The organism is Roseateles sp. FW305-36 (genome assembly GCF_058787015.1).
The window spans coordinates 14,440-40,234 of sequence record NZ_JBYSZK010000007.1; the positions used below are offsets into that span (position 1 = coordinate 14,440).

Genomic DNA, 25,795 nt, shown 5'->3' on the forward strand with positions numbered 1-25,795 from the left:
GAGCTCGTCAGAACGGCTTGACCGTCACCAGCACGACGATGGCGGCGAAGAGCAGTACAGAGGTCTCGTTGTAGACGCGAAACCAGCGGTGGCTGCGCTTGTTGGACAGCGCCTCGAAGCTGCGCAGCAGGCGGCGGTTCATGTGGTGGTAGCCGATGACGCCGACGACCAGCAGCAGCTTGGCGTGCAGCCAGTGGCTGCCGGCAAAGCGGCTGGCGCCGAAACCCAGCCAGACCCAGACGCCCAGCAACAGGGCCACGCCCATCAGGATGCTGCTGAAGCGGTGCAGCTTGTGCGCCATCAGCAGCAGGCGCTCGCGCTCGGCGTGGCTGTCGGCCGGCACCATGGCCAGGTTGACGAAGATGCGCGGCAGATAGAACAGGCCGGCAAACCAGGCGGCGACGAAGACGATATGGAAGGCTTTGACCCAGAGCATGCAAGCATTATGGGCAGCCAGCCTGAGAGGAGGCAGTCAAGCCCGCTGCGTTCAGCATGCGGGCTTGCAGATGGACGAAAACCGCGCCGCAAGGTGCGCTGCGCGACAGCGCAGGCTGGGTCGCGAAGCGGCACAGCGCTTTCGTACAGATGAAAAAAAGCCCCGGTTCAAGACCGGGGCCGAGAAAGCCTTATCGCTGTCATCACGCTAAGGCTCCTGCTCAGGGAGGAAAAGCAGGGAACGACCACCTTGCGGCTATCATTCGCGAACCAGTTTAGCGCGCTTGAGCGGTGACGTCAGCAATAAATGACGTCGGGATGTGTCAACCATCACGCGCCGGGCCGCACCCCCCGCAGCCTGAGGATTCGACGTGTCCCGCTCCGCTTTTACCCCCCCCGCCTTCCCCGCGGCGCGCCCGCGCCGCCTGCGTCGCGACGCCTTCACCCGCGCCCTGGTGCGCGAGCATTCGCTGAGCGCCAACGACCTCATCCTGCCGGTCTTCATCCACGAAGGCGAGAACCGCCTGGACGCCGTCGCCTCCATGCCCGGCGTGTCGCGCCAGAGCCTCGATCACCTGCTGCGCACGGCCGAGCAGTGCGTCGAACTCGGCGTGCCGGTCATCGCCCTGTTCCCGGTCATCGCCGCCGAGTTGAAAACGCCCGACGGCGCCGAGGCGCTGAACCCCGACGGCCTGGTGCCGCGCGCCGTGCAGGCGCTGAAGAAGCATTTCCCGCAGCTCGGCGTGCTGACCGACGTGGCCCTGGACCCCTTCACCAGCCACGGCCAGGACGGCGTCATCGACGAGACCGGTTACATCATCAACGACACGACGGTCGAGATCCTCGCGAAACAGGCCGTCGTGCAGGCCGACGCCGGCGTCGACATCGTGGCGCCCAGCGACATGATGGACGGCCGCATCGGCGCCATCCGTCAGGCTCTTGAAACCGAGAGCCATATTCACACGCGCATCATGGCCTACAGCGCCAAATACGCGAGCAGCTTCTACGGCCCCTTCCGCGACGCGGTGGGCTCGGCTGCCAACCTTGGCAAGGCAGACAAGAAGACCTACCAGATGGACCCCGGCAACAGCGACGAAGCCCTGCGCGAAGTGGCCCTGGACCTGGCCGAGGGCGCCGACATGGTCATGGTCAAGCCCGGCATGCCTTATCTGGACATCGTGCGCCGCGTCAAGGACGAGTTCCGCGTGCCGACCTTCGCCTACCAGGTCAGCGGCGAATACGCCATGGTCAAGGCCGCCGCGGCCAATGGCTGGCTGGATCACGACGCCGTCATGATGGAGTCGCTGCTGGCCTTCAAGCGCGCCGGCGCGGACGGCGTGCTGACGTATTTCGCGCTGGATGCCGCGCGGCTGCTGAAGAAGGGTTGAACCGGTGCGGGTCTTCCACATCGAGACCGACAGCTTTCGCGAACTCCCGGCGCTGCCCGAGACGCTGCCGGAGCGCGGCTTTCTGTGGCTGGGCTATGGCCGCCGCGAGTTCGAAGTGGGCGAGGCGGCGGCGCAGCAGGCCCTGGTGCGCTGGGGCTGCGGCAATATCGTCGACCTGCATGTCTCCGACCTGATCAACAACCAGCTGCCCTCGCACTTCGACTACACGTCCTGGTACGACATGCTGGTGTTCCGCCGCCTTGCCGCGGCGCCGGGCAGCCAGGATCTCTTCGTCGACGACGAGCACGGCACGCTGGCCTCGGCGCAGCGAGCCCTGCGCGCCATCGACACCAGTCCGGTCGGCTTCGCCGTCTTCGACCGCGTGCTGGTCACCGTGCACCCGACCGACTGCCAGGTGCGCGAGTTTTTCGCCCAGAAGCTGGACCGGCTGATCGAAGGCCGCGACAAGGCCCCGGCCCGCGGCAGCGCCCGCCTGCCGGCCAGCCCGGCCGACCTGATGCTGCGCATGGTCAACCACATGGTGGACAGCTATCTGGAGCTGCGCCGCCTGCTGACCCGCCAGCTCGGCACCCTGCAGCGCGTGCTGCTGGACCAGAGCAGCGAGTTCGACGACTGGCCGCTGCTGCTGGAAAGCCGCGACGCCCTGCACCGCCTGGAAGACACCTGCGAAGACCAGCGCGCCGCCATCCAGGAATGGATAGACGCGCTGGACGAATGGCCGGCCGACGGCGACCCGCAGGTCACGCGCGAGCGCGAGCTGCTGCGGGTGCGCTCACGCGACGTGCTGGAGCATGTGGAGCGGGTGCTGACGCATGTGCGCCGGCTCGAGTCTTCGGCCGAGTCGGCCGTGCAGATGCATTTCAGCGCCCTGGGTCATCGCACCAACGGCATCATGCGCACGCTGACGGTGCTGACGGCCATCTTCCTGCCGCTGAACCTCATCACCGGCATCTTCGGCATGAACTTCGAGTGGATGCCGCTGATCAAGAACGCCAACGGTTTCTGGGACGCAGCCCTGCTGATGGTGGCCGTGGCGCTGGGGCTGTGGTTCCTGTTCCGCCGCAAGCGCTATCTGAGCAGCAGCCGCTAGGCTCAGCGCCGGTAGGGGTCAGCAAAGCCCAGGCCGGCCATGATTTCCGTCTCCCGCGCTTCCATGCACTCGGCCTCGTCGTCTTCCTCGTGGTCGTAGCCCTGGGCGTGCAGGGTGCCGTGCACCAGCATGTGGGCATAGTGGTCGAGCAGCGGGATGCCCATCTCGGCGGCTTCCTTCTCGACGATCTCGGCGCAGATGACGAGGTCGGCACCGACGACGGGCTCGTGGGCGTAGTCGAAGGTCAGCACATTGGTGGCGTAGTCCTTGCCGCGGAAGTCGCGGTTCAGCGCGCGCCCCTCCTCGGCATCGACGATGCGCACGGCGATCTCGCCCGGCAGCTCCAGCGCGGCGCGGATGAAGCGCTGCACCTTGTGGCGCGGCAGCAGGGCGCGGTGGCGCGGATCGGCGAATTGCAGCGACAGACTCAGATCGGGCTTCATGCTCATGCTTCACGTCCCTCGCGCTTGGCGCGCGCTTCGTAGGCCTCGACGATGCGGGCCACCAGCGGGTGGCGCACGACGTCGGTGCTGGTGAAGCGCGTCATCGCAATGCCCTTGACCCGGGCCAGCACATGCTCGGCATCGATGAGACCGGACTGCGTGCCGCGCGGCAGGTCGATCTGGCTGGTGTCGCCGGTGACGACGCAGCGGCTGCCGAAGCCGATGCGGGTCAGGAACATCTTCATCTGCTCGGGCGTGGTGTTCTGGGCCTCGTCGAGGATGACGAAGGCATGGTTCAGCGTGCGCCCGCGCATGAAAGCCAGCGGCGCGACCTCCAGCTGCCCCTTCTCGAAGGCCTTGGTCACGCGGTCGAAGCCGAGCAGGTCGTAGAGGGCGTCATAGAGCGGCCGCAGATACGGATCGACCTTCTGCGTCAGGTCGCCAGGCAGGAAGCCCAGGCGCTCACCGGCTTCCACGGCCGGGCGCGTCAGGATGATGCGCTGCACGGTGGAGCGCTCCAGCGCGTCGACGGCGCAGGCGACGGCCAGGAAGGTCTTGCCGGTGCCGGCCGGCCCCAGGCCGAAGGTGATGTCGTGGGACAGGATCTGCTGCAGATACTGGTGCTGGCGCGGCGTGCGGGCCGACAGGTCGGCACGGCGGGTGCGCAGCACCGGCGGGCCGTCTTCGCCAGGTTGCGGCGCAGGCTTGTCCACCGGCGCCTGGGCCTCGACCAGGGCCAGCTGCAGGGTTTCGGCCGACAGCGGGCGCCGGGCGCGCTCGTACAGGGACTCGAGCAGGCCCTGGACGCGCTCGGCGGCCGTCTTGGCGCCGTTGACGCGGAACTCGCCATCGCGACGCGTGATCTTCACGCCGAAGGCCGCCTCGATCTCGCGCAGATGAGCGTCCAGGCTGCCGCAGACACGGGCCAGGCGCGTGTTGTCGACCGGTTCGAGGGTGAAGCGCAGGATCACGGTGGCTTGGAACGAAAAGGGGACGCGGATTGTCGCGCCTGTCGGGCGAAGCGACGGGCCGCTGGTGCATTCCCGGCCTGCGGACAGCAGGCGCTCACGCACAATGCCGCCCCATGACGTCAACGATCGCGCCGAAGCCCGCCAGGGCCCGGCGCCTGCCCCTTGCTCTGCTGCTGTCCGCCGCCCTGCTCTGCCCGGCCGCCGCCCAGGCCCAGGCATTCGCCGGCCCGGACTGGACGGCCACGCTGCGCGGCTGGGTCGCCGCCATGCTGGCCCTGATGGCCACCGTCGTAGGCCTCGTCTCGAGCCTGCACCACCGCGAGCGGCCGGCGAGCTTCCTCATCGGCATGATGCTGAGCTGGGTCGTGCTGCGCGCGGCCGCCGCCCCCAGCGCGGCGGGCCTGCGACCGCTGCTGCTGACGCTGCTGGTGCTGTGCGGCGTGCAATACCTGCTGCGGCAGATGAACTGGAAGCGCAGCTGGATCGACCACGCGCTGCTGATCCAGTGCCTGGTGGTGCCGGCCAGCCTGCTGCTGACGGGCGGCCAGCTCGGCGTCCTCGGTTCGATCTGGCAGGCCGTGCTGAGCCTGGAGCTGGTCGCCGCCATGGGCTGGGCGCTGTGGCTGCGTCGCGAGCGGCTGAAGACGGGGGCCGACGAGGCGACGTCGCGCGAGTTCGTGCTGATGGCCGCCCTGTTGCTGCCCACCATGCTGGCCCTGGTCGCCGAAAGGCTGCTGGCGGCCACCAGCGAAACCATGTGGCTGACGGCCGCCCCCTGGCTGAACCTGATGCTGCCGGTGCTGATGCTGGGCCTGGGCCTGCAACTGGTGAACAGCGTCGCGCATGCACGGGTGGATGCCGAGCGGCGCATCGCGGCGCTGGAGCAGCGCATGAACGAGCGCATCGCCGAGGTCGAGCGCAGCCACAGCCAACTGGCCGAGCAGAAGCTCGAGCAGGTCACCGAACGCGAGCGCAAGCGCATCGCGGCCGACCTGCACGACGACCTCGGCGCCAAGCTGCTGACCATCGTGCACACCAGCGAATCCGACCGCATCTCGACGCTGGCCCGCGAGGCGCTGGAAGAGATGCGCCTGTCGGTGCGCGGCCTGACCGGCAAGCCGGTCCACCTCATCGACGCGCTGGGCGACTGGCGGGCGGAGGTCGTGATGCGCCTCGGCCAGGCCAATATCCTGGCCGAATGGAAGTCGCCGGCCGACGAGATCGAGCACACCTTCCAGGCCCGTTCCTATGTGCAGACGACGCGCATCCTGCGCGAATCGGTGTCCAACATCATCAAGCACAGCGGCGCCACCCATGCGACCATTTCGAGCGCCGTTCAGGACGGCGACTTCATCCTGACCATCCAGGACAACGGCCAGGGCATTCCGTCCGAACTGGACGGAAGGTTGGACAGAGGCCACGGCATGGCGAGCATGAAATCACGCGCCAAGCAGATGCATGGCCAATGCCTGGTGGAATCCGGCCCTGGCTGGGGTACTGTGATCCGCCTGACCATCCCGCTGTGATTTCGCCCTAGATTTCCGAGGCTACGCCATGAACCACATCCTGCTGCTCGAAGACATCCCGGAGATCCGCGCCTGGCTCAAGGCCCTGGTCAAGCAGGTGTTCGCCAACGCCCAGATCACCGAATGCTCGCGCGTCCAGGATGCCCTCGCCCTGGTCAGTGGTCAGCGCTTCACGCTGGCCCTGCTGGACCTGGGCCTGCCCGACGGCTCGGGCGTCGAGGTCATCGCCGCGCTGCGCGAGAAGCAGCCCGAGGTGCAGTCGGTCATCGTCACCATCCATGACGACGACGAGCACCTCTTCCCCGCCCTGCAGGCCGGCGCCTTCGGCTATCTGCTGAAGGAGCAGTCGCGCGAACTGCTGGTCGAGCAGCTGCAGCGCATGAGCCAGGGCGAGCCGCCGCTGTCGCCGTCCATCGCCCGCAAGGTCATCGCCTATTTCGCCGCCCAGGCCAAGCCCAGCTCGCAAGCCCTGCTGCACGAGGTGTCGCTGACCGACCGCGAGACCGAAGTGCTGCTGCGCGTGGCCAAGGGCTACACGCTGCCGGAGATCGGCGTGCAACTCGGCCTGAGCCGCCACACCATCGCCGACTATGTGAAGCAGATCTACCGCAAGCTCAATGTGAGCTCGCGTGCCGAAGCCGCGCTGGAAGCGCAGCGCCTCGGGTTGTTCGGCAGGAACTGATGACTTGGGGATGGACCTGTGCGCGTAGCGCGCAGCTCCGTCCTCAACTGACTTAGCGTGGCCCGGATAATGGGCCGATGATTGGAAGACTCAGCGGCGTCATCGCCGAGAAATCGCCCCCGCAGGTCGTCATCGACGTGGCGGGCGTGGGTTACGAGGTGGATGTGCCCATGAGCACCTTCTTCAACCTCGGCAACCTGGGCGAGCGCGCGGTACTGCTCACCCACCTGACCGTGCGCGAAGACGCGCACCAGCTGTTCGGCTTCCTCACCCACGAGGAGCGCGCCACCTTCCGCATGCTCATCAAGATCAGCGGCATCGGTCCGAAGATGGCCCTGGGCCTGCTGTCGGGCCTGTCCGTGCCCGAGTTGGCCCAGGCCGTGTCGCGCCAGGAAGCCGGCCGGCTGACCAAGGTGCCCGGCATCGGCAAGAAGACCGCCGAGCGTCTGCTGCTGGAACTGAAGGGCAAGCTCGGCGCCGACCTGGCGCTGCCAGCAACGGTCGCCAACGACGCGCAGGCCGACATCCTGCAGGCCCTGGTCGCCCTGGGCTATAGCGAGAAGGATGCGGCCGCGTCGCTGAAGGCGCTGCCGCCTGATGTCGGCGTCAGCGACGGCATCAAGCTCGCGCTGAAGAAGCTTTCATGAGCATTCAAACGGACGACTTCGCCCCGGCGCCGCGCATCGTCGGCGCCGCGCCCGAATCCAGCCGTGAAGAGGCGCTGGAGCGCGCACTGCGCCCCAAGCTGCTCGACGACTATGTCGGCCAGGCCAAGGCGCGCGAGCAGCTGGAGATCTTCATCGGCGCCGCCCGCAAGCGCAAAGAAGCGCTGGACCACGTGCTGCTGTTCGGCCCGCCGGGCCTGGGGAAGACGACGCTGTCCCACATCATCGCGGCCGAACTGGGCGTCAATCTGCGCCAGACCTCCGGCCCGGTGCTGGAAAAGCCCAAGGACCTGGCCGCCATCCTGACCAATCTCGAGAAGAACGACGTCCTCTTCATCGACGAGATCCACCGCCTCAGCCCCGTCGTCGAGGAAATCCTCTATCCGGCGTTGGAGGACTACCAGATCGACATCATGATCGGCGAGGGCCCGGCGGCCCGCTCCATCAAGCTGGACCTGCAGCCCTTCACGCTGGTGGGCGCCACGACGCGCGCCGGCATGCTGACCAACCCCCTGCGCGACCGCTTCGGCATCGTCGCGCGGCTGGAGTTCTACACACCAGCCGAGCTGCAGCGCATCGTGACGCGCTCGGCCGGCCTGCTGGGCGCGCCTATCGATGCCGACGGTGCGCTGGAGATTGCCCGCCGCTCGCGCGGCACGCCGCGCATCGCCAACCGCCTGCTGCGCCGCGTGCGCGACTATGCCGAGGTCAAGGGTGACGGCCGCATCGTCGCCGGCATCGCCGACAAGGCGCTGGCCATGCTGGACGTCGACCCCCAGGGCTTCGACCTGATGGACCGCAAGCTGCTGGAGGCCGTCGTGCACCGCTTCGACGGCGGGCCGGTCGGCCTGGAGAACGTGGCCGCCGCCATCGGCGAGGAGGCCGGCACCATCGAGGACGTCATCGAGCCCTACCTGATCCAGCAGGGCTTCCTGCAGCGCACGCCGCGCGGACGCGTCGCCACGCTGGCGGCCTATCGCCACCTGGGGCTCGCGCCACCGGGTGGCAAAGCCTCTCCCGATCTGTTCGGAGAATGAAAAAAGCGCCCCGCAGGGCGCTTTTTTGTTCCTGGTCCCGAAGGATCAGAAGTTGTGGCGGATACCAGCAGCCAGCGAGCTGAAGTCCTGGCCGGCGACGCCGGTCTGGTAGGTGCCCTTGGCCTGGTTGTCGACCTTGGTCCAGAAACCGTAAACCTTGGTGCGCTTGCTCAGGTTGTAGTTGTAGCCAACCGTCAGCTGCTTGGCGCCGTCGTCGCCCAGGATCTTGTCAGCCGAACCAAAGTTCAGGTGGAACTCGGACTGGCCCATGACGTACATGCCGGACACGCGGAACGTGTTCCAGTTCTTCTTGCCGGCGGCGCCGAAGGTGTTCTCGGCGCGCTGGACGTAACCGCCAACGACCACGGGGCCGAACTCATACAGACCACGGATGGCGAACTGGCTGAAGTCGCCCTTCTTCTCGTAGCCGAAACCGGCGTGGGCGGGGCCCATGTCGTAGTTCACGGCGATGTCTTCGGCGCGGGTCGTGGTGTTCTCACCAGCGGCCACCGACAGCTCGGCGGACAGGCCGCTCACGGTCGGGGTGAAGTACGACACCTTGTTGTTCGTGTAGAACTGGGTGGCGTACAGCGCGTCAGCCGAGGTACCCGTGTCATGGTTGTGCATGGACACGTAGTCAGCGGTGGCGAAGTACGAGCCCGGGAACCACTTGCCCAGACGGATGCCGCCGAAGCTGCCTTCCAGTTGGACCCACGAAGCGCGGTTCCAGAAAGTGGTGCCGCCGGTGGCAGCGCCGGTGTCGCTGTTCAGGCCGTGTTCCAGCGAGAAGGAAGCCTTCAGGCCACCGCCGAGGTCTTCGCTACCCTTGAAGCCCAGGCGCGAAGAGTTGTTTTGCACAACGATCTTGCGGTCTTGGGAGCCGAACTTCTGGCTTTCGACGGAGGTGTTGAGGCGGCCCCACAGGGTGACGCTTTGTGCGAAAGCCGGAGCGGCGGCGGTAGCGGCCAGAGCGGCGACGAGTGCAATCTTCTTCATCGTTTGCCTTTGCAGAAAGGTTGGGCGGGGCCTTGAGCCCTGCCTAGAAGGACAAGTGACGGCCAGTATAGGAGCGGCTTTTGCCACACCCGAGCCCAGCGACGCGTGGATGCAACAGTGGCCCTAGGGACATTGAAATGCGGCAGCGCCGGCCTAAGCCGCGATGTCGTCGGCGCTGAGCCCGGCCAGATGGTGGTCGTCGTTCCAGCCCACCAGCGTGAAGCCCCCGGGCGTCGCCAGCAGCCGGTTGATGGTGGCATTGCCCAGCTGCCAGCTGCGCGGCGCGTCCAGGGCAACCTGGGTGGCCGCCCGGTAAAGGCAGTCCAGCACGCCTCCGTGGGCAACCAGGGCGATGCTCTGCCCGGGGTGGGCCGCCGCGGCACGCCGGGCCGCAGCGAGGCAGCGCGCGCTGAAGACGTTCAGGCTCTCCCCGCCGCCGACGGGAAAGTCGGGCTCGCGGCGCCGCCAACGGGCCGCATCCTCGGGATAACCCTGATCAATCTCTTCCCAACTCAGGCCCTCGAAGCGCCCGAAAGCCCGTTCGCGCAGGCCGGCATCCAGCTGGATGGCCAGGTTGCGGGCGCGGCCAACCGCCTCGGCGGTCTGGCGGGCACGACTGAGGTCACTGGAATAGAGCGCCGCCAGCGGTTCATCGGCCAACGCCTCGGCCAGGCGCTCGGCCTGGGCCAGGCCCAGGGCGCTCAGGGGAATGTCGGTATGGCCCTGGATGCGGGTGGCGCGATTCCAGGCGGTCTCGCCGTGGCGGATCAGGATGACACGGGTGGCTTGTTCCAGCACTAGACACCCCAGACCACGTCGGTCTTCTCTTTCATGCTGCGCTGCATCAGTTCGTGCAGAGGCCAGGCCCGCTGGCGCAGCGACACACCCTGGCGCCGCGGCGCAGCCTGGCCGGCGGCCTTGGCTTCGTCGACGCCGCGCTGGAATTGCGCCTCGTCGGCCGCCACGCCGGCTTCCAGCGCCTGGATCAGGCCGGGCAGCTGGGCCAGTTCGAGGATGCCTTGGGGGGCCGGCTCACGGCCCATCAGGCGCAGCACGGCATCGGCCGAGTCGGCCATCATGATGACGTCGGCACCCGCCTTGGATTTGAAGCGGTAGAGCATGGCGCCATTGTGCGCCGCGCTGTCTCAACCGCTCGCCAGGCCCAACCAGCCGGAGACCGGCGAGTCGACGACGTGGCGGCGCGGGCGCACGCGCTGCTCGAACTCATCGGGCCGCAGCGGCTTGGCGAACAGATAGCCCTGGAATTCATGGCAGCCGGCCTGGGCCAGGAAGTCGCGCTGGGCCTCGGTCTCGACGCCCTCGGCGATGACCTGCAGGCCCAGGGCCCGGCCCATCTGCACGATGGCATTGGCGATGCCGACGTCGCTGGCATCGTTGGGCAGTCCCTGCACGAAGCTGCGGTCGATCTTCAGGCGCTGGATGGGGAAGCGCTTCAGATAGCCCAGCGACGAATAGCCGGTACCGAAGTCGTCGATGGACAGGGTCACCCCCAGGGCCGCCAGCGAGCGCATGCGCTTGAGGGCCTCCTCGGCGTCGCCGAGCAGCACGCCTTCGGTCAACTCCAGCTCGAGCAGACTGGCCGGCAGCATGGCCTCGCGCAGGGTTTCGGCCACCGTCTCGACGAAATGGGCCTGCTGGAACTGCAGGGCCGACACGTTGACGGCCACCGGCATGCGCAGCCCGCGGCTCAGCCAGTAGGCCGCCTGGCCGACGGCCTCGCGCAGCACCCATTCGCCGATGGCGACGACGAAGCCGCTCTCCTCGGCCAGCGGGATGAATTCGGCCGGCGAGATGTCGCCGCGCTGCGGGTCGCGCCAGCGGATCAGGGCCTCGGCGCCGATGACGCGGTCACTGCCCAGCTCGACCTGCGGCTGGTAGTGCAGGCGAAAGCGCCCCTCGGCGAGGGCCTGGCGCATGTCATGGTCCAGGCGCATGCGCGACAGCAGGTCGACTTCCTTGCGCGGCACGTGGAAGCGAAAACCCGCGCGGCCGCTCTCCTTGACCCAGTGCATGGCGCGTTCGGCGCTGGCCATCAGCTCATCGGGTGTGCCGCCGTCGCCTGGATAAAGGGCGATGCCGCAGCTGGCGGTGACGGTGAAGCTCAGCGTGTCGAAGCTGAAGGGCTGGGCCAGCAATTGCTGCAGATGGCGGGCGGCGGCTTCGGCCTCGAGCAGTTGGGCCCCGTCGACGAGCAGCGCGAACTCGTCGCCCCCCAGGCGGGCCAGCGTGTCGTTCTCGCCGACGGCGCCGCGCAGGCGCTCGACGACCTCGCGCAGCACGCGGTCGCCATAGCTATGGCCGAGGGTGTCGTTGATCTGCTTGAAGCGGTCCAGGTCGAGGTGCAACAGCGCGAAGGCGGGCGGCGGCTCGCCGGTGTCGACGGCGGCCATCTGCTGCACGATGCGGTCGGCCAGGGCGCGGCGGTTGGGCGCACCGGTCAGTGCGTCGGAGCGTCCGAGCTCCTCGATGCGCTGGTGGGCAGCCAGCTTCTCGCTGAGGTCACGGAAGGAGAAGACGCGGCCGATGGGCTCGCCGCGGCTCATCTGCGGCAGCGAGACCTGCTCCAGCACGCGGCCGTCGGCCAGGCGCAGCATGTCGCTGGAGCGCATCAGCGGCGCGTCCAGCAGCGCCTCGATGCGCAAGCGGTATTGCTCGCCGTCGCGCATGACACGCTGCAGGCTCAGCCACAGGCCGGCGTCGCCGGGTTCGTGCAGCAGGCCGCCGGCCAGGCCCCAGAGCTTGGCGAAGCGGCGGTTGAAGCTGCGCACGCGGCCGGCCAGGTCGACGACGAGGATGCCATCGGCAGTGGATTCCAGCGTGGCGCGCAGTTCGGCGAGCAGGGTCTCGCGCTCGGCTTCGGCACGGCGGCGGCGCGTCTGGTCGTGCAGCAGCACCAGCCAGTAGCGGCCGCCCTCGGGCGTGTGGACCGGGCTGATGCTGCGGCTGACCCAGCGCGGCTGACCGTCGCTGTGGGTCAGCACCGTGTCGGAGCGGATGCGGGCAAAGGGGTCGCGGGCCGCGCCCTGCCAGAAGGCTTCGTCCTCCAGCGACCCGCACAGGGCGGCCGGCGGCTGACCAAGAGCCCGCTCCGGCTTGAGGCCGAGCAGGCGCAGCGCAGCACGGTTGACGGCGCTGACCGTCAGGCTTTCACCATCCACCAGCCAGGCCGGTTCGGGCAGGCCTTCCAGCATTGCGCCGATCACGGACGGCGTCTCCGAGACGCGGGGCAAGGCTGGGTTGGCCTCGCTGCCGGGGTTCACGCGGCCAACTCCCCTGGTCCGGTACTCACGGCGTCGAAGAAGTAGGCGATGCGCGCTCGCGGGCTCAGGTAGTCGAGGGAGGCGCGCGGCAGGAACTGGGGCTTGAGGCTGCGGCGGATGCCCAGGTCGGGCATCTCTTCCAGATTGAGGATGAGGGCCTCTTCCTTGGCCACCTTGACGTCATGGACCATGACGCGGGGCTTGAGCGGCCGTGCCGAGTTGACGGAGACGACCAAGGCATAGCGGTCGTCGGTCAGCTGCACGGTGGAGCCCGGCGGGTAGACGCCCATCATGCGGATGAAGGCGTTCAGCATGGTCGCGTCGAAGCGGTTGCGGCCCTGGGCGAACATCAGCGACAAGGCCTCGTGGGGCGTCATCGCCTTGGAGGTGATCAGCGGGTTGCACAGCCCGTCGAAGCGGTTCACCAGGGCGACGATGCGCGCGCCGGTGCTCATGCGGTCCATGTTGATCTTCTGCGGGAAGCCGCTGCCGTCGGCATGTTCGTGATGCTGGGCGACGATGAGCAGCGGGCCGGGCGCCAGGCCCATGGTCTGGGCGATGGCCACGCCCTTGACCACGTGCTGCTGGTAGGCCTGGGTCTCGGCGGCCGTGAAGCTCTCGTCGCGGTGGCGCAGGCGGGCGGCGATCTCGAGCTTGCCGACGTCGTGCAGCAGCGAACCGACGCCGAGATCCATCATCTCGTCGCGGCCCAGGCCGAAGGCACGGCCGAGCAGCAGGGCGATGATGCAGACGTTCAGCGCATGGGCAGTGCTGCGGTCGCCGGCGGCTTCGTTGAGCAATCGCATATTGAGATCACCCTCGACCAGCATCTTGTCGAGCAGGGCGGCGGTCAGGGCTTCGGCCTGGGCGCGGGCGGCGTGGGGATCGGACTGGACCTGGTCCATCACGATGCGAAAGCCCTCGGCCGCCTCGCCGTATTGCTCCTCGCACAGGCGCAGGGCCTCCTGCTGGGCGGCGAGGGCGCGACGGTGCGCTTCGCGCGCCAGATCTTCGGGGCTGGGATGCTGCGGCGCCGAGGCGTCTGCAGAGGCCGCGGCGTCGGCGCCACCCACGCCGGCTTCGCCCTCGGGCGACTGCAGGGACAGGTCGCTCTTGGCCGGGCTCCAGCGCACCTGGGTCAGGCCGAGGCGGCGCAGGATCAGCAGTTGATCGCTGGAGGCGATCTTGAAGCTGGACAACGGGAAGGGATGCGACATCCAGCCGAGATCCAGATGAATGAACATCCCGACGGTCAACTGGCTGACATCGATCAGTGGATCGCTTGTTCTGTCCTGCATTCGCTCAAAACCCGTGCGCCGGGCACCCTCGACTCGGCCCAAGCTCCAGCGGAAACGCCAGAGTCCTCGAGCCGGTCTCCTGCTATACGTCAAATCGGCCGATTGCGCCTGCTGCTCACTGGGAAAAATCCCGGGAGCGGCGCAAGTCGGAGCTTAGCGCCTGAACGTGACCGATTTCCCGCAGCTTTGTCGGGTTAAACGCGGAGGAATGCCTGTTCGGCGACCTGCTTGACGCTGCACCGACTCGTGCGCGACAGGTCTAGCGATGCCGGTGGTGCTGGGCGATGAAGTCGCGATACCAGTGCGCGCTGTCCTTGAGCAGGCGCTGCTGGCTCGCGTAGTCGACGTGGACCAGGCCGAAGCGCTTGTCGTAGCCTGAGTTCCATTCGAAGTTGTCGAGCAGGCTCCAGTAGAAATAGCCGCGCACGTCCGCGCCCAGGCTCATGGCGGTGGCCAGGGCCTGCAGATGGGCTGACAGGTAGGCGACGCGCTCGACGTCGGGCACATGGGGCTGAGGGCCGTCGACGATGCGGTCGGCATTGGCCATGCCGTTCTCGGTGATGAACATCGGCGGCGGGTTGTACTCGCGGGCCAGGCGCACCAGGTGCTGGGCGAAGACCTCGGGCACGATCTCCCAGCCCATGTCGGTGAATCCGCGCTTGCCGGGACCCGGGACGGTCTTGCCGTCGGCGCCGAACAGGCTGCGTGTATAGAAATTGATGCCGAGGAAATCCAGCGGCTGGCGGATGCGGTCCAGGTCGCCGGACTCGATCTCGGGCGCATCGGCACCGACGTACTCCAGCGCATCGGCCGGGTAGGCGCCGCGGAAGATCGGGTCCATATACCAGCGCACGTTCAGCCCGTCGTCGATGCGGGCGGCGCGGCGGTCGGCCTCGTTGGGCGTGGCCGGGAAGGACGGCGTGTGGTTGAGGACGACGCCCAGCCGGGTCTTGGTGACGGCCCGCATGGCTTTGATCGCATCGCCATGGGACAGCATCAGGTGGTGGGCGACCTGCAGGCTCTCGGCGCGGCTGGTGTGGCCGGGTGCGAACTGGGCGGTCTCGTAGCCCAGGGTCGCCGTGCACCAGGGCTCGTTGTGGGTGGCGATGCTGGCCAGGCGGCTGCCGAAGCGGCGCGCCACCTCGGCGGCGTAGTCGGCAAAGCGGGCCACGACGTCGCGCGACAGCCAGCCGCCGATGCTCTCGTCCAGGGCCTGGGGCAGGTCCCAGTGATAGAGGGTGGCGTGGGGCTGGATGCCGGCTTCGAGCAGGGCGTCGATGAGGCGGTCGTAGAAGGCGAAGCCGGCCTCGTTCCAGGCGCCCTGCCCCAGCGGCTGCACGCGCGGCCAGGAAAAACTGAAGCGGTAGCAGTCCAGGCCCAGGCCCTTCATCAGGGCCACGTCGTCGCGGAAGCGGTGGTAGTGGTCGCAGGCGACGTCGATGTTGGAGTTGTCCTTGATGCGGCCCGGCTGGCGACAGAAATGATCCCAGATCGACGCGCCCTTGCCGTCCTCGAAGGCGGCGCCCTCGATCTGGGCGGCGCTGGTGGCCACGCCCCAGAGGAAGTCGGCCGGAAAGGATTGGGCGAGGGCAGCGGGATCAGTGCCAGCGGTAGCGAGGAGATTCATGGCAGGGGAACAGGCCGGGGGGCGGCAGGACGGGTGGCGGAATTGCAGGCCGGCGGCGACCCGCGCCGAGCCGCTTTCAAGGGCTCGAACCTTGGTGCCGGTGCACTGCTCTGCCGACCCAATGCGGCCATCTTGCCCGACAATTGACAACGCTGTCAATTCAAATGTCGGCGACACCAGATGCTGCGGCGCAGCGCGGTCGGCAGGGAATCAGCGGGCGCGGGTGGAGTCGCGAACGACGAGCTCGTGCGGCAGCACCTTGTGCAGCTCGGCTTCGTCGGCGGGGGTGGCCATGTCGGGCCGCTGGACCGAGACCAGCATCTCGACGGCGGTGCGCGCCATCTCGGCGACCGGCTGGCGCACCGTGGTCAGCGGCGGCCAGACCAGGGCGGCGGTCGGCGAATCGTCGAAGCCGGCGACCGACAGCTCGTTGGGCACGGCCAGGCCCAGACGCTGGGCCGCGGCGAGCACGCCCAGGGCCATGTCGTCGTTGCTGGCGAAGACGGCGGTCGGGCGCTGGCGGCGGCTGAGCAACTGGTGGGCGGCGTCGCGGCCGCTCTCGAAGGTGAAGGCGCCGGGCTGGATCAGCTCGGGGTCGGGCTCCAGGCCATGCGCACGCAGCGCATTGACGAAGCCCTGGTAGCGCAGGCCGCTGGCCGACTGGTCCGGCGGCCCCTTGATGAAGGCGATGCGCTGGTGGCCGAGGCTGAGCAGCAGATTCGTGATCTCCTCGGCCGCGTGCACGTCGTCCATGCGCACAGAAGGCACGCCGCGCAGGTCGCGCTCGGGCGACATCAGCACGCAGGGGGTGCCGCTCTCGCGCAGGGCGGCGAGCACCTCGGGGTTGTCGCACAGCGGCGGCGTCAGGATCATGCCGTCCGGCCGCAGCGCCAGCACCATGCGGTCGATCTGCTGGCGCAGGTCGGGCGCGTCGTTGTGAAGTGACTCGACAACGAGGTGATAGCCCAGCTCGCGGCAACGCAGCGTGGCGCCCTGCTGGACGCTGCCGACGAAGATCGCGCTGGGGTCGTAATAGAGCAGGCCGATCAGGAAGGATCGTCCGCCTGCGAGGCTGCGCGCCGACTGCTTGGGCCGGTAGCGCAGCGCCTCCACCACCTTGAGCACCTGATCCCGGGTGCTTTCATGCACGCCGGGCTCATGGTTGAGCACACGCGAGACGGTCTTGATCGACACGCCCGCTTCGCGGGCGACGTCGACGATGGTGGGGCTACCGCCGCGTGAAGTCATGGAGCCCCTCGTCCAAGGAGTACCTTGGCCGGTCCCCCGCGGGGACGGCGATGCTTGCCGGGTTGACCGGCAAGCACATCGCCAGCGCGGGCCGGCTCGGGAGCGGCCCAGCGCTCGGCCCGAAAACCGTCCGAGACGGGTTCCATGTCAGTTGCTCTGCTTACTTCTTCTTGGCCTTGGCGGCCGGCTTGGCGGCGGGCTTGGCAGCAGCCTTCTTGGCAGCGGCCTTGGGATCGACGGCAGCCTTGAAGCCAGCGCCCGGAGCGAACTTGGGCAGCTTGGCGGCGGCGATCTTGATCTTCGCGCCGGTGCTGGGGTTCACGCCATTGCGGGCGGCACGTGCGTGCTGCTTGAAGGAGCCGAAGCCCGGGATCGACACGGCACCACCCTTTTTGACGGTGGTGACGATGGCGTCCAGCAGGGTCTCGAGGACGCGGCCGGCTTCGGCCTTGCTCAGCTCGTGCTTGGCGGCCAGGTGTTCGATCAGATCGGTCTTGTTCATGCGGGGGGTCTCGTCCAAAAACGCGCCCGAACGACTCGGGCGGGCGCGATTGTGGCGCATTGCGGGAGGCATACAGTCCAGCAGAGTCCCGTATCCATCGCCGATGCCAGCCCACGTGCACTATTCCTCTTTGCTCGACGCCCTGCCCCAACAGGTGTGGAAGGCCGATGCCCAGGGTCGATTGCTGTGGATGAATGCGCGCCTGGCCGAAGTGCTGAACCGCCCCGCCCTGCCGACGCCGCTGACCGACTGGCTGCACGAAGAAGACCGCGCCGCCTTCAGCGAACGCTGGGCGGCGGCCCAGGCCGGCGGCCGCTTCGACATGGAATACCGGGTCGGCTCGAATTGGGTGTGGGCCCAGGCCCAGCGCCTGCCGGACTCGCCGCTGTGGCTGGGCACGCACACCGACATCAGCGCGCGGCGCGCCATCGAGACAAGGCTGCGCGAATCGGACGAGATCTGGAAGCTGGCTCTGGAATGCAGCGGCGACGGCGTCTGGGACTGGCATGTGCAGGCGGGTGCCGAATATTTTTCGGAGCGCTATCTGCGCCTCTACGGCTTTGACCCCGGCGACGTCGATGCGACGCCCGAGGCCTTCGATGCGCGCACCCACCCGGACGACCTCGCACAGATGGACAAGGACCGCGACGATCACTTCGCCGGCCGCACGCCGCTGTATCGCAACGAGCACCGCGTGCTGGCGCGCGACGGCAGCTGGAAATGGATCCTGAGCCGCGGCATGGTCATCGCACGCGACGCCAACGGCAAGCCGCTGCGCATGGTGGGCACGCATACCGACATCACCGACCGCAAGCGCCAGGAAGCCGTCGTCTGGCAGCAGGCCCGCGTCGACACCCTGACCGGCCTGCCCAACCGCCGCTCGCTGCGCGAACGCATCGAGCGTGCACTGGCTTTGCGCAGCATGCGCGGCGACGAGCTGGCCGTCATGTTCGTCGACCTGGATCACTTCAAGGAGATCAACGATTCGCTGGGGCATGACGTCGGCGATGCCCTGCTGGTCCAGGTCGCGGGAAGGCTGCAGGACCATATGCCGCCGGGCGGCGTGGTGGCGCGCATGGGGGGCGATGAATTCACCGTGCTGCTCGCAACGGCCCAGGCCGCGCCCGAGGCGCAGCGCGTCGGCCACCTTTTGCTGGAAACGCTGTCGGAAGCCTTCGAGGTGGCGGGCGAACGGGTCTATGTGTCGGCCAGCATCGGCGTCAGCCTGGCACCGCGCGACGGCGTCGAGATCGAGGCCCTGTTCAAGCATGCCGACCTCGCGCTCTACGAGGCCAAGGGCGCGGGCCGCAACCGCATGAGCCTGTTCACGCCGGCCTTGCATGAGGCCGCACAGCGCCGTGCCCGACTGGCCGCGGAGCTGCGCGAGGCGCTGCGGCTGGCGCAGTTCAGCCTGGTCTACCAACCCATCCTGTCGCTGCGCGATACCGCCGCGCCGCCGCGCAAGGCTGAGGCCCTGCTGCGCTGGAAGCACCCGACGCTGGGCGACGTCAGCCCGGCCCAGTTCATCCCCATCGCCGAGACCAGCGGCTTCATCGTCGACATCGGCGACTGGGTGTTCCGCGAAGCCGCGGCGCAGGTCCAGGCCTGGCGGGCTGCGGGGCATGATGGGTTCCAGATCAGCATCAACAAGTCGCCGGTGCAGTTCCTCGGCGAGCGCAGCCATCGCGTGCAGCCGGACTGGGTGCTGCATCTGCGCGGCCTGGGGCTGGCGGGCGATGCGCTGGCTGTCGAAATCACCGAAGGGCTGCTGCTGGAGCGCGACGAGGCGGTGGCGGAGCGGTTGCGAGCCCTGCGTGACGCCGGGCTGTCCATCTCGCTGGACGACTTCGGTACGGGGTATTCGTCACTCAGCTATCTGCAGCACCACGAGATCGACACCGTGAAGATCGACCGCAGCTTCGTGGCGGGCCTCGAGCAAGGCGGCAAGGCGCTGGCGCTGTGCCGGGCCATCGTGACGATGGCGCATGAGCTGGGGATGGAGGTGGTGGCGGAGGGGGTGGAGACCGAGGCGCAGGCTCACATGTTGAGAGACATGGGGTGCGACTGGGGGCAGGGGTGGTGGTTTGGGAAGGGGGTGCCGGCGCGGGAGTTTGAAGAACGCTGGTTTTCCGCCGCCGCGCGCTGAAGGGGCCATCGAGGCCCCATCAGCGGGGACTCGGTCACGTGCCGCGACCCCGGTTCGGAGCGCAGCTCCGAACCCTTCGAGTCCTCGCGCGATGTCCACTGGACATCGCTTCCTGGTCCCCAAACGGCGAAGGCCAGCACTTGCGTGCTGGCCTTCTTCGTTTGGTGCCCAGGAGAGGACTCGAACCTCCACGGAGTTACCCGCTAGTACCTGAAACTAGTGCGTCTACCAATTCCGCCACCTGGGCTTTCAGGGAGGCCGGACTATAGCCTAGTTCTCAGCCCCCTCTGACGAGTTCGATCAGACGTCGAACTTCACTCCCTGAGCAAGAGGCAACTCACTCGAATAGTTCACGGTGTTGGTGGTGCGGCGCATATACGCCTTCCAGGCATCCGAGCCGCTCTCGCGGCCGCCGCCGGTTTCCTTCTCGCCACCGAAGGCGCCACCGATCTCCGCACCGGACGTGCCGATGTTGACATTGGCAATACCGCAGTCGCTGCCCGAAGCACTCATGAAGCGCTCGGCCTCGCGGATGTCGGTCGTGAAGATGGCGCTCGACAGGCCTTGCGGCACGCCGTTCTGCAGCTCGATGGCCTCTTCCAGCGTCTTGTACTTCAGCGTGTACAGGATGGGCGCAAAGGTCTCGTGGCAGACCACTTCGGTCTGCGAAGGCATGCGCACCAAAGCCGGCACGGCGTAAAAGGCCTCGGGGAAGCGATCGGCCAAGGCGCGCTCGCCACCGCTGACTTGGCCGCCCTGCTCGCGAGCCGCGTTCAGTGCGAACTGCATCGCATCGAAGGACTGGGCGTCGATCAGCGGACCGATCAAGGTGCCCTGCTCCACCGGCGAGCCGATGGGCAGCTGGGCGCGGGCGCGGTCCAGGCGCTCGACCAGGGCGTCATGGATGCTCTCGTGGGCGATGACGCGGCGCGTCGTCGTGCAGCGCTGGCCGGCCGTGCCGTAGGCGCCGAACAGGATGCCGCGCACGGCCAGTTCCAGGTCGGCGCTGGGCGTCACGATGATGGCGTTGTTGCCACCCAGCTCCAGCAGCGAGCGGCCGAAACGGGCCGCCACGCGCGGACCGACGGCGCGGCCCATGCGGGTCGAACCGGTGGCGGAGACGAGAGCGACGCGGACGTCGTCGACCATGGCTTCGCCGACATCGGCGCGGCCGATGATCAGCTCGGACAGGCCGTCGGGCGCGGCGTGGCCGGCGGCGCGATAAGCCTTCAGCGCGCGCTCGAACAGGGCTTGCGTGGCCAGGGCCGTCAGCGGCGTCTTCTCGGACGGCTTCCACACGCAGGTGTCGCCGGCGACCAGGGCCAGGGCCGAGTTCCAGGCCCAGACGGCAACCGGGAAGTTGAAGGCCGAGATGATGCCGACGACGCCCAGCGGCAGCCACTGTTCCATCATGCGATGGCCCGGGCGCTCGCTGGCGATGGTCAGGCCATGCAGTTGGCGCGACAGACCGACGGCGAACTCGCAGATGTCGATCATTTCCTGGACTTCACCCAGGCCTTCGCTGGTGACCTTGCCGGCTTCGATCGAGACGAGCTGGGCCAATTGGGATTTATGCGCGCGCAGCTCTTCACCGAACAGGCGGATCAGTTCGCCACGCTTGGGGGCCGGCACGACGCGCCAGGCCTTGAAGGCCTCGGCCGCGCGGCCGACGGCCGCCTTCATGTCGGCTGCGCTGGCCGTGGGCAGCTGGGTCAGCACGCCGCCATCGATGGGCGAGCGCACGGTCAGGTCGCCAGCGCCGGCCAAGTGGACGCCCAGGGCGTCGAGGAGGGAAAGGGTCTGTTGCTTCATGACGAACATTGTCCCGCGATCAGGAAATGGACTCGACTTGACGGCTTTGTTGGTAGGCCGAACCGAAGCGGTTGGCCAGGAAGTCGGGCAGCTTGACTTCTTCCTGGCGGATGAAGCCCTTCTGCGGCAGCTTGCCTTCGCGGAACAGGTCGACGGCAGCGCAGATGCCGGCGGCGGTCGTGATCTGGATGGCGCTCAAAGGCTGGGCACCATCACGCGTGGCGAAGATCTTGCGGGCGAAGACTTCCTGCAGCAGCACGCCGTTCTTCTGGCCGGACACGGTCACGAACACCAGCACCACGTCCTGCATGGTGGCGGGCATGCTCTTGCGCATGATGTCCTTCAGCAGGTTCTGGTCGCCCTTCAGGCCCAGGTCGCCCAGCAGGAACTGCATCAGGTCGCGGTGGCCGGGGTAGCGCACGGTCTTGTAGTCGAGGTTGCGCACCTTGCCCGCCCAGGTCTCGCACAGCGTGCCGAGGCCGCCGGAGGTGTTGAAGGCCTCGTACTCGGTGCCGTCCAGGCTGAAGTGCTCCAGGCCTTCCAGCGGCAGGGCGGAAATGGTCTCGCCTTCGTGGACGGCTTCGCAGGGGTGGCAGTACTCGTTGATGAGGCCGTCGACCGACCAGGTCAGGTTGTACTTCAGCGCATTGGTCGGGAAGGCCGGCAGGGCGCCGACGCGCATCTGCACGTCGCGCACCGAGTCGAAGCCGCTGGCCAGGTGGTGGGCGACGATGCCGATGAAGCCCGGGGCCAGGCCGCACTGCGGCATGAAGGCTGTCTTGGCGCCTTCGGCCATCTTCATGATGGCCTTGGTGGCGGCAACGTCTTCGGTCAGGTCGAAGTAGTGGCAGCCGCACTCCAGGGCCAGCTCGGCGGCGGTGATGGCCAGGTGGTAGGGCAGCGCGTTGACGACGGCGTCCTTGCCGCGCAGCTGGGCGGCCAGGGCGCCGCGGTTGTCGCTGTCGACCTCGGCCGTGGCGATGCCCTCGGCGGCCAGCACCTTCAGATAGCCGGGGTTCTTGTCCAGCACGGTGACCTGGTAATCGCCGGTGGCGTGCAGCAGGCGGGCGATGGTCTGGCCGATGTGGCCGGCGCCGAGCAGGGCGATCTTCATGGGGTGCTCCGTGTAGGTATGGGTTGAATGGGCCGCACTCTAGGCAGGAGCGCTGACGAAAGAAAGCACCACTCCGACGAAACGGATTGCAAATTCGACGATTCATCGCGATGATTCGTCGATATGGATGATTCAAGGGTAAACCCGGGCGTCGCTGCGGACGACCTCGACCGCCGCCTGATCCTGCTGCTGCAGGCCAATGCGCGTGAGAGCACGGCGACGCTGGCGCGCAAGCTGGGCGTGGCGCGCACCACCGTCGTCGCGCGGCTGGCGCGGCTGGAGGCGAGTGGCCGCATCGTGGGCTACACGGCGCGCCTGGGGGGTGACGAGGCCGGCCGCAGCGTGCAGGCCTTTGTCGGCATCACCGTCAGCCCCAAGGCCGGGCGCGAGGTGGTGAAGCGCTTATCAGAACTGCCCGAGCTGCGCCAGCTCGCCTCCGTCAGTGGTGAGTTCGACTACATGGCGCTGCTGCGCGCCGACACTACGGCCCGGCTCGACGCCCTGCTCGACGAGATCGGTGAGATCGACGGCGTGCTGCGCACCAACAGCTCGGTGGTGCTGGCGCTGCGCGTCGACCGACAGACCTGAACACCCTCACGGAGACCACGATGACCTGGTTGGCAATCGGCCTCGCCCTCTTCCTCGGCATCCACCTGACCCGCGCGCTGGCGCCCAACTGGCGCAGCGGCCAGATGGCGCGCATGGGCGAGACGGGCTGGAAGGTCCGCTACACGGTCGTGTCGCTGATCGGCTTCGGCCTCATCCTGTGGGGCTTCTCGCAGGCCCGCATGACCCCCGTCGTGCTGTGGCCGCGCATCCCGGGCATGAACCACGCCGCCGCGGCGCTGATGCTGGTCGCCGCCATCCTGATGGCCGCGGCCTATGTGCCGCGCAATCACTTCAAGGCCAAGCTTCAGCATCCGATGACGCTGTCGGTCAAGACATGGGCCTTCGCCCACCTGATCGCCAACAACACCCTGGCCGACGTGATGCTGTTCGGCAGCTTCCTGGTCTGGTCCATCCTCGTCTTCCGTGCCGCGCGCCGGCGGCCGGCGCCCGTCATCGCGGCGCCGAGCGTGGTGGGCACCCTGGCCACCGTCGTCGTCGGCTTCGCGCTGTGGGCCCTCTTCGCCTTCTGGGCGCATGCGGCATGGCTGGGCATCGCGCCGCTGGGCAGATGATCCGCAACATCACCCCTGCGGACGCAGCAGCCTTCACCGCCGCGGCCCGCGCCAGCCGCAAGCTGCATCGCCCCTGGGTGCAGCCGCCTTGTGACGCCGAGGCCTTCGCGCGCCACCTCGCCCGCTTCGATGGCGCCGCCCATCACGGCTTTGTCGTCGTGATGGAGGGCGAACTGGCCGGCGCCATCAACCTCACCAACGTCATCAAGGGCAGCTTCTGCAGCGGCTACCTCGGCTACTACGCCTTCGCCGGCTTCGAGGGCCGCGGGCTGATGACGCAAGGGCTGAACGCCGTGGTCAAGCACGCCTTCAAGGACCTGGGCCTGCATCGCGTCGAGGCCAATATCCAGCCGGGCAATGCCGCATCGATCGCGCTGGCCAGGCGCTGCGGCTTTCAGCTCGAAGGCTACTCGCCCAAGTATCTGAAGATCGCCGGGCGCTGGCGCGACCACGAGCGGTGGGCAAGGGTCAGGGGCCGAACAGCGACAACGGCGAGCTGACGAAGAGCTCCCAACCCTTGGTCGCGTCCTTGCCCGGCGTGCTCACGTACCGGTAGGCGATACCCGCGGTGAACTTCCCCTTGTCATCCCCACTTCCCTGCACCAGGTACACCGGCAGGTCGTACGTTTTGGTTTTTGTCGTGTGCTCATACGAGAAGGCCGGGGCGATGGCCACGACGCTGCCGAACTCCTTTCGGTAACGATAGTTGAGGGTGCGTTTCCACTCGACCTCGACGGGGTCGAAGAAGCCCGCCACGCAGCTCAACGTGGTCTCGCCCGGCTCGGGCTGGGTGGGGCAGCGCGTGCTTTCCGCGCCGCCCTTGTAGCCGCGCCGCACTTCGAAACCCACCCGGTGCACAGCGTTCACTGCATCCTCTTCCGACGCAGCGCTGAATCCAAACATATTGCTGATCCCGAACGCAAAGGCGGTGCGCGAGTCGCGATGGGCATCAGCCTTCAGGTCGGCCTTGTCCGCGACATCGAAGCGCTGACGACTGAGCTGCGCGAAGACGCCGAACTGGTTGTAGTTGCCCAGCATATTCGTGCTCGGATCGAGATTGCGCATCAGCACGGTCTCCACGCGGGCCGCCGTCTCCTTCGGCCGGTCGGCGCTGGCGCTCGAAAGCACGTGGGTCCGCCCTTCGTCGGCCAGCGGTGCCGACAGCGTGAGCGTCGTGTCGTTCTCCAGCGTTCTGTCGAAGCGCTTCAAGCTGAACCGCATCGACGCAGTGGCCCCGTCTCCGCCCGCGGTGAGCGTGGCGGCCTCGCCGCCAAAACTCCAGCCCGCGTTGGGATTGCGATCGATCAACCTCAAATAGGCAACGGCCGCGCGCTGTTGCCCAGGATCGGCACTCAGCTCGCGCGCCTGTACGTTGAATTTGGCGAGCTTGGACGCGTCCCGCTCCGCGACCGAGCGTTCGCTGCGCCGGTTGAGTTCCGCCACAAGCTCTCTGCCGGTGGACGACAGGTCGGTGCAATCGCGCCTGCTGCTGTCCAGCTTGCAAGCCACGAAATCCGACACCTGATCGGTCACGGCGAGGCCCAGCGCCGGCGTACCGTCGCCTTGCTGCTCGGCACGCAGCGCCGCAAGACGGCCCGCCGTGGCGTCCTTCAGGGCCATCAAGGCATTCACGTTGTCTTCGGGCTTCCCCTCCGAGGCCTTCAACTGCGCCAGGGCCATATCCAGCGCCCGTGTGCTTCCATCCTTCATCAGTTCAACAGCTTCTCCAGACTGGGCCTGGATCTGGCTCACGGCTCCCGATGCTCCGGCCGCGTCCGACACCAGCTTTTCTTCTTCCTTGCTCAGGCGCATGCGTTCGCCGGCGGGGGAGTTCGTCTGGGCCTTGGCGATCTGGCTGCGGCGCTCCTTGCGAGTGGCAGGCTTCTCAGTCAATGCGTCGTACAGCGCCTGACGTGCGTCATTCGTCAGCGCCTGCGTGATGTTCGCCCTGACTTCAAGCAAGGCGATCTCACGGTTGGCTTGGCGAAGCGCCTCTGCCTTGCTTGCAAGATCTGCGGCGTCCGGCTCGACGGCCAGAGCAGCCGCATCGAAGGCCTGCTCACTGGACTTGAAGTTCTTCTTCGCCATGTCCAGGGCCGCACTGACGGCGGTCAACTGTCCGTTCGCCTTTACGAAGGTCTTTCGCAAAGCCTCGACATCCGGCACCGGCGCCTCCGCCATGGCCGACCCGCAGGCCACCAGGACCGCCACACATCCCAGCACGTGACGGGGTTGCCAACGACGACACGCGGCAACAACGGACGATCGGACGCTTTCCATGCTCCCCTCCCCAACGAATTTCTTGTTGCGCACCATGCCAGTCTCGGGCTGG

General features: G+C 67.8%; 24 protein-coding genes and 1 tRNA gene. 10 read left to right on the forward strand and 15 right to left on the reverse strand.

Annotation, left to right across the window (positions count from 1 at the left end):
• Positions 1-7: 7 nt before the first annotated feature.
• A complete protein-coding gene (locus tag AC3WOE_RS14225) occupies positions 8-436 on the reverse strand; it encodes a CopD family protein (protein ID WP_492691313.1) in 429 nt (142 codons plus the stop codon).
• Between the two features lie 370 nt (positions 437-806).
• Here AC3WOE_RS14225 and hemB point away from each other — a divergent pair, with 370 nt between their 5' ends.
• Together hemB and AC3WOE_RS14235 are read left to right on the forward strand one after the other, a co-directional pair.
• Entirely contained in the window at positions 807-1,823 is a 1,017-nt protein-coding gene (hemB, locus tag AC3WOE_RS14230; RefSeq protein ID WP_492691315.1) for a porphobilinogen synthase, read from the forward strand.
• A gap of 4 nt (positions 1,824-1,827) precedes the next feature.
• Entirely contained in the window at positions 1,828-2,934 is a 1,107-nt protein-coding gene (locus AC3WOE_RS14235; protein WP_492691316.1) for a magnesium transporter CorA family protein, read from the forward strand.
• A 2-nt stretch (positions 2,935-2,936) separates the two neighbouring features.
• On the opposite strand, the gene ybeY is transcribed toward AC3WOE_RS14235, so the two are convergent.
• A complete protein-coding gene (ybeY, locus tag AC3WOE_RS14240; protein WP_492691317.1) occupies positions 2,937-3,383 on the reverse strand; it encodes an rRNA maturation RNase YbeY in 447 nt (148 codons plus the stop codon).
• Positions 3,380-4,348: a PhoH family protein gene (locus AC3WOE_RS14245; protein WP_492691318.1), complete on the reverse strand. Its 969-nt coding sequence runs from the start codon at positions 4,346-4,348 to the stop codon at positions 3,380-3,382. Before AC3WOE_RS14245 ends, ybeY begins: the two co-directional genes overlap by 4 nt.
• 113 nt (positions 4,349-4,461) lie before the next feature.
• On the opposite strand from AC3WOE_RS14245, the gene AC3WOE_RS14250 reads away from it, so the two are divergent.
• From AC3WOE_RS14250 to ruvB, 4 genes are all read left to right on the forward strand, one after another.
• Complete coding sequence (locus AC3WOE_RS14250) at positions 4,462-5,874, forward strand: sensor histidine kinase (protein ID WP_492691319.1); 1,413 nt, start codon at positions 4,462-4,464, stop codon at positions 5,872-5,874.
• 28 nt (positions 5,875-5,902) lie between these two features.
• Entirely contained in the window at positions 5,903-6,556 is a 654-nt protein-coding gene (locus AC3WOE_RS14255) for a response regulator (protein WP_477937161.1), read from the forward strand.
• A 77-nt stretch (positions 6,557-6,633) separates the two neighbouring features.
• Positions 6,634-7,203 carry a Holliday junction branch migration protein RuvA gene (gene ruvA / locus AC3WOE_RS14260; RefSeq protein WP_492691320.1) on the forward strand — a complete coding sequence of 190 codons (570 nt, stop codon included), beginning with the start codon at positions 6,634-6,636 and terminating at the stop codon, positions 7,201-7,203.
• Entirely contained in the window at positions 7,200-8,258 is a 1,059-nt protein-coding gene (gene ruvB, locus AC3WOE_RS14265) for a Holliday junction branch migration DNA helicase RuvB (protein WP_492691321.1), read from the forward strand. The genes ruvA and ruvB overlap by 4 nt, the downstream gene beginning before the upstream one ends.
• A gap of 45 nt (positions 8,259-8,303) precedes the next feature.
• On the opposite strand, the gene AC3WOE_RS14270 is transcribed toward ruvB, so the two are convergent.
• The 8 genes from AC3WOE_RS14270 to AC3WOE_RS14305 form a co-directional block, all read right to left on the reverse strand.
• Entirely contained in the window at positions 8,304-9,254 is a 951-nt protein-coding gene (locus tag AC3WOE_RS14270; RefSeq protein WP_492691322.1) for a porin, read from the reverse strand.
• A 153-nt stretch (positions 9,255-9,407) separates the two neighbouring features.
• The gene (locus AC3WOE_RS14275; RefSeq protein ID WP_492691668.1) at positions 9,408-10,049 is read right to left on the reverse strand and encodes a histidine phosphatase family protein; all 642 of its coding nucleotides are present in this window, start codon (positions 10,047-10,049) and stop codon (positions 9,408-9,410) included.
• A 2-nt stretch (positions 10,050-10,051) separates the two neighbouring features.
• On the reverse strand, positions 10,052-10,375 hold the full coding sequence (locus AC3WOE_RS14280) for a DUF1840 domain-containing protein (protein ID WP_492691323.1): 324 nt from the start codon (positions 10,373-10,375) through the stop codon (positions 10,052-10,054).
• Positions 10,376-10,399: 24 nt separating this feature from the next.
• Complete coding sequence (locus tag AC3WOE_RS14285; RefSeq protein ID WP_492691324.1) at positions 10,400-12,505, reverse strand: putative bifunctional diguanylate cyclase/phosphodiesterase; 2,106 nt, start codon at positions 12,503-12,505, stop codon at positions 10,400-10,402.
• A gap of 26 nt (positions 12,506-12,531) precedes the next feature.
• A complete protein-coding gene (locus AC3WOE_RS14290; protein ID WP_492691325.1) occupies positions 12,532-13,833 on the reverse strand; it encodes a cyclic di-GMP phosphodiesterase in 1,302 nt (433 codons plus the stop codon).
• A 259-nt stretch (positions 13,834-14,092) separates the two neighbouring features.
• Positions 14,093-15,460: a GH1 family beta-glucosidase gene (locus tag AC3WOE_RS14295; RefSeq protein ID WP_492691326.1), complete on the reverse strand. Its 1,368-nt coding sequence runs from the start codon at positions 15,458-15,460 to the stop codon at positions 14,093-14,095.
• A gap of 210 nt (positions 15,461-15,670) precedes the next feature.
• Positions 15,671-16,708, reverse strand: a complete 1,038-nt coding sequence (locus AC3WOE_RS14300) for a LacI family DNA-binding transcriptional regulator (RefSeq protein ID WP_492691327.1) — start codon at positions 16,706-16,708, stop codon at positions 15,671-15,673.
• 160 nt (positions 16,709-16,868) lie between these two features.
• Complete coding sequence (locus AC3WOE_RS14305) at positions 16,869-17,210, reverse strand: HU family DNA-binding protein (protein WP_293503166.1); 342 nt, start codon at positions 17,208-17,210, stop codon at positions 16,869-16,871.
• 103 nt (positions 17,211-17,313) lie between these two features.
• Here AC3WOE_RS14305 and AC3WOE_RS14310 point away from each other — a divergent pair, with 103 nt between their 5' ends.
• Positions 17,314-19,356, forward strand: coding sequence for a putative bifunctional diguanylate cyclase/phosphodiesterase (locus AC3WOE_RS14310; protein WP_492691328.1), 2,043 nt, complete (start codon positions 17,314-17,316; stop codon positions 19,354-19,356).
• Between the two features lie 162 nt (positions 19,357-19,518).
• On the opposite strand, the gene AC3WOE_RS14315 is transcribed toward AC3WOE_RS14310, so the two are convergent.
• The 3 genes from AC3WOE_RS14315 to AC3WOE_RS14325 all read right to left on the reverse strand — a co-directional run bounded on the left by AC3WOE_RS14315 (position 19,519) and on the right by AC3WOE_RS14325 (position 22,282).
• A tRNA-Leu gene (locus AC3WOE_RS14315) sits at positions 19,519-19,603 on the reverse strand.
• Positions 19,604-19,656: 53 nt separating this feature from the next.
• A complete protein-coding gene (gene amaB, locus AC3WOE_RS14320; RefSeq protein WP_492691329.1) occupies positions 19,657-21,168 on the reverse strand; it encodes an L-piperidine-6-carboxylate dehydrogenase in 1,512 nt (503 codons plus the stop codon).
• 19 nt (positions 21,169-21,187) lie between these two features.
• Positions 21,188-22,282, reverse strand: coding sequence for a saccharopine dehydrogenase family protein (locus AC3WOE_RS14325; protein ID WP_492691330.1), 1,095 nt, complete (start codon positions 22,280-22,282; stop codon positions 21,188-21,190).
• A 123-nt stretch (positions 22,283-22,405) separates the two neighbouring features.
• Between AC3WOE_RS14325 and AC3WOE_RS14330 the strand changes: the two genes are divergently transcribed.
• Genes AC3WOE_RS14330 through AC3WOE_RS14340 form a run of 3 tightly spaced genes read left to right on the forward strand, consistent with a single transcriptional unit; the run spans position 22,406 to position 23,963 of the window.
• A complete protein-coding gene (locus tag AC3WOE_RS14330) occupies positions 22,406-22,870 on the forward strand; it encodes an Lrp/AsnC family transcriptional regulator (RefSeq protein WP_492691331.1) in 465 nt (154 codons plus the stop codon).
• A 20-nt stretch (positions 22,871-22,890) separates the two neighbouring features.
• On the forward strand, positions 22,891-23,463 hold the full coding sequence (locus AC3WOE_RS14335; protein ID WP_492691332.1) for an NnrU family protein: 573 nt from the start codon (positions 22,891-22,893) through the stop codon (positions 23,461-23,463).
• On the forward strand, positions 23,460-23,963 hold the full coding sequence (locus tag AC3WOE_RS14340; protein ID WP_492691333.1) for a GNAT family N-acetyltransferase: 504 nt from the start codon (positions 23,460-23,462) through the stop codon (positions 23,961-23,963). The genes AC3WOE_RS14335 and AC3WOE_RS14340 overlap by 4 nt, the downstream gene beginning before the upstream one ends.
• Here AC3WOE_RS14340 and AC3WOE_RS14345 read toward each other — a convergent pair.
• Positions 23,932-25,779, reverse strand: a complete 1,848-nt coding sequence (locus AC3WOE_RS14345; protein ID WP_492691334.1) for a hypothetical protein — start codon at positions 25,777-25,779, stop codon at positions 23,932-23,934. The genes AC3WOE_RS14340 and AC3WOE_RS14345 overlap by 32 nt on opposite strands.
• Positions 25,780-25,795: the final 16 nt, after the last annotated feature.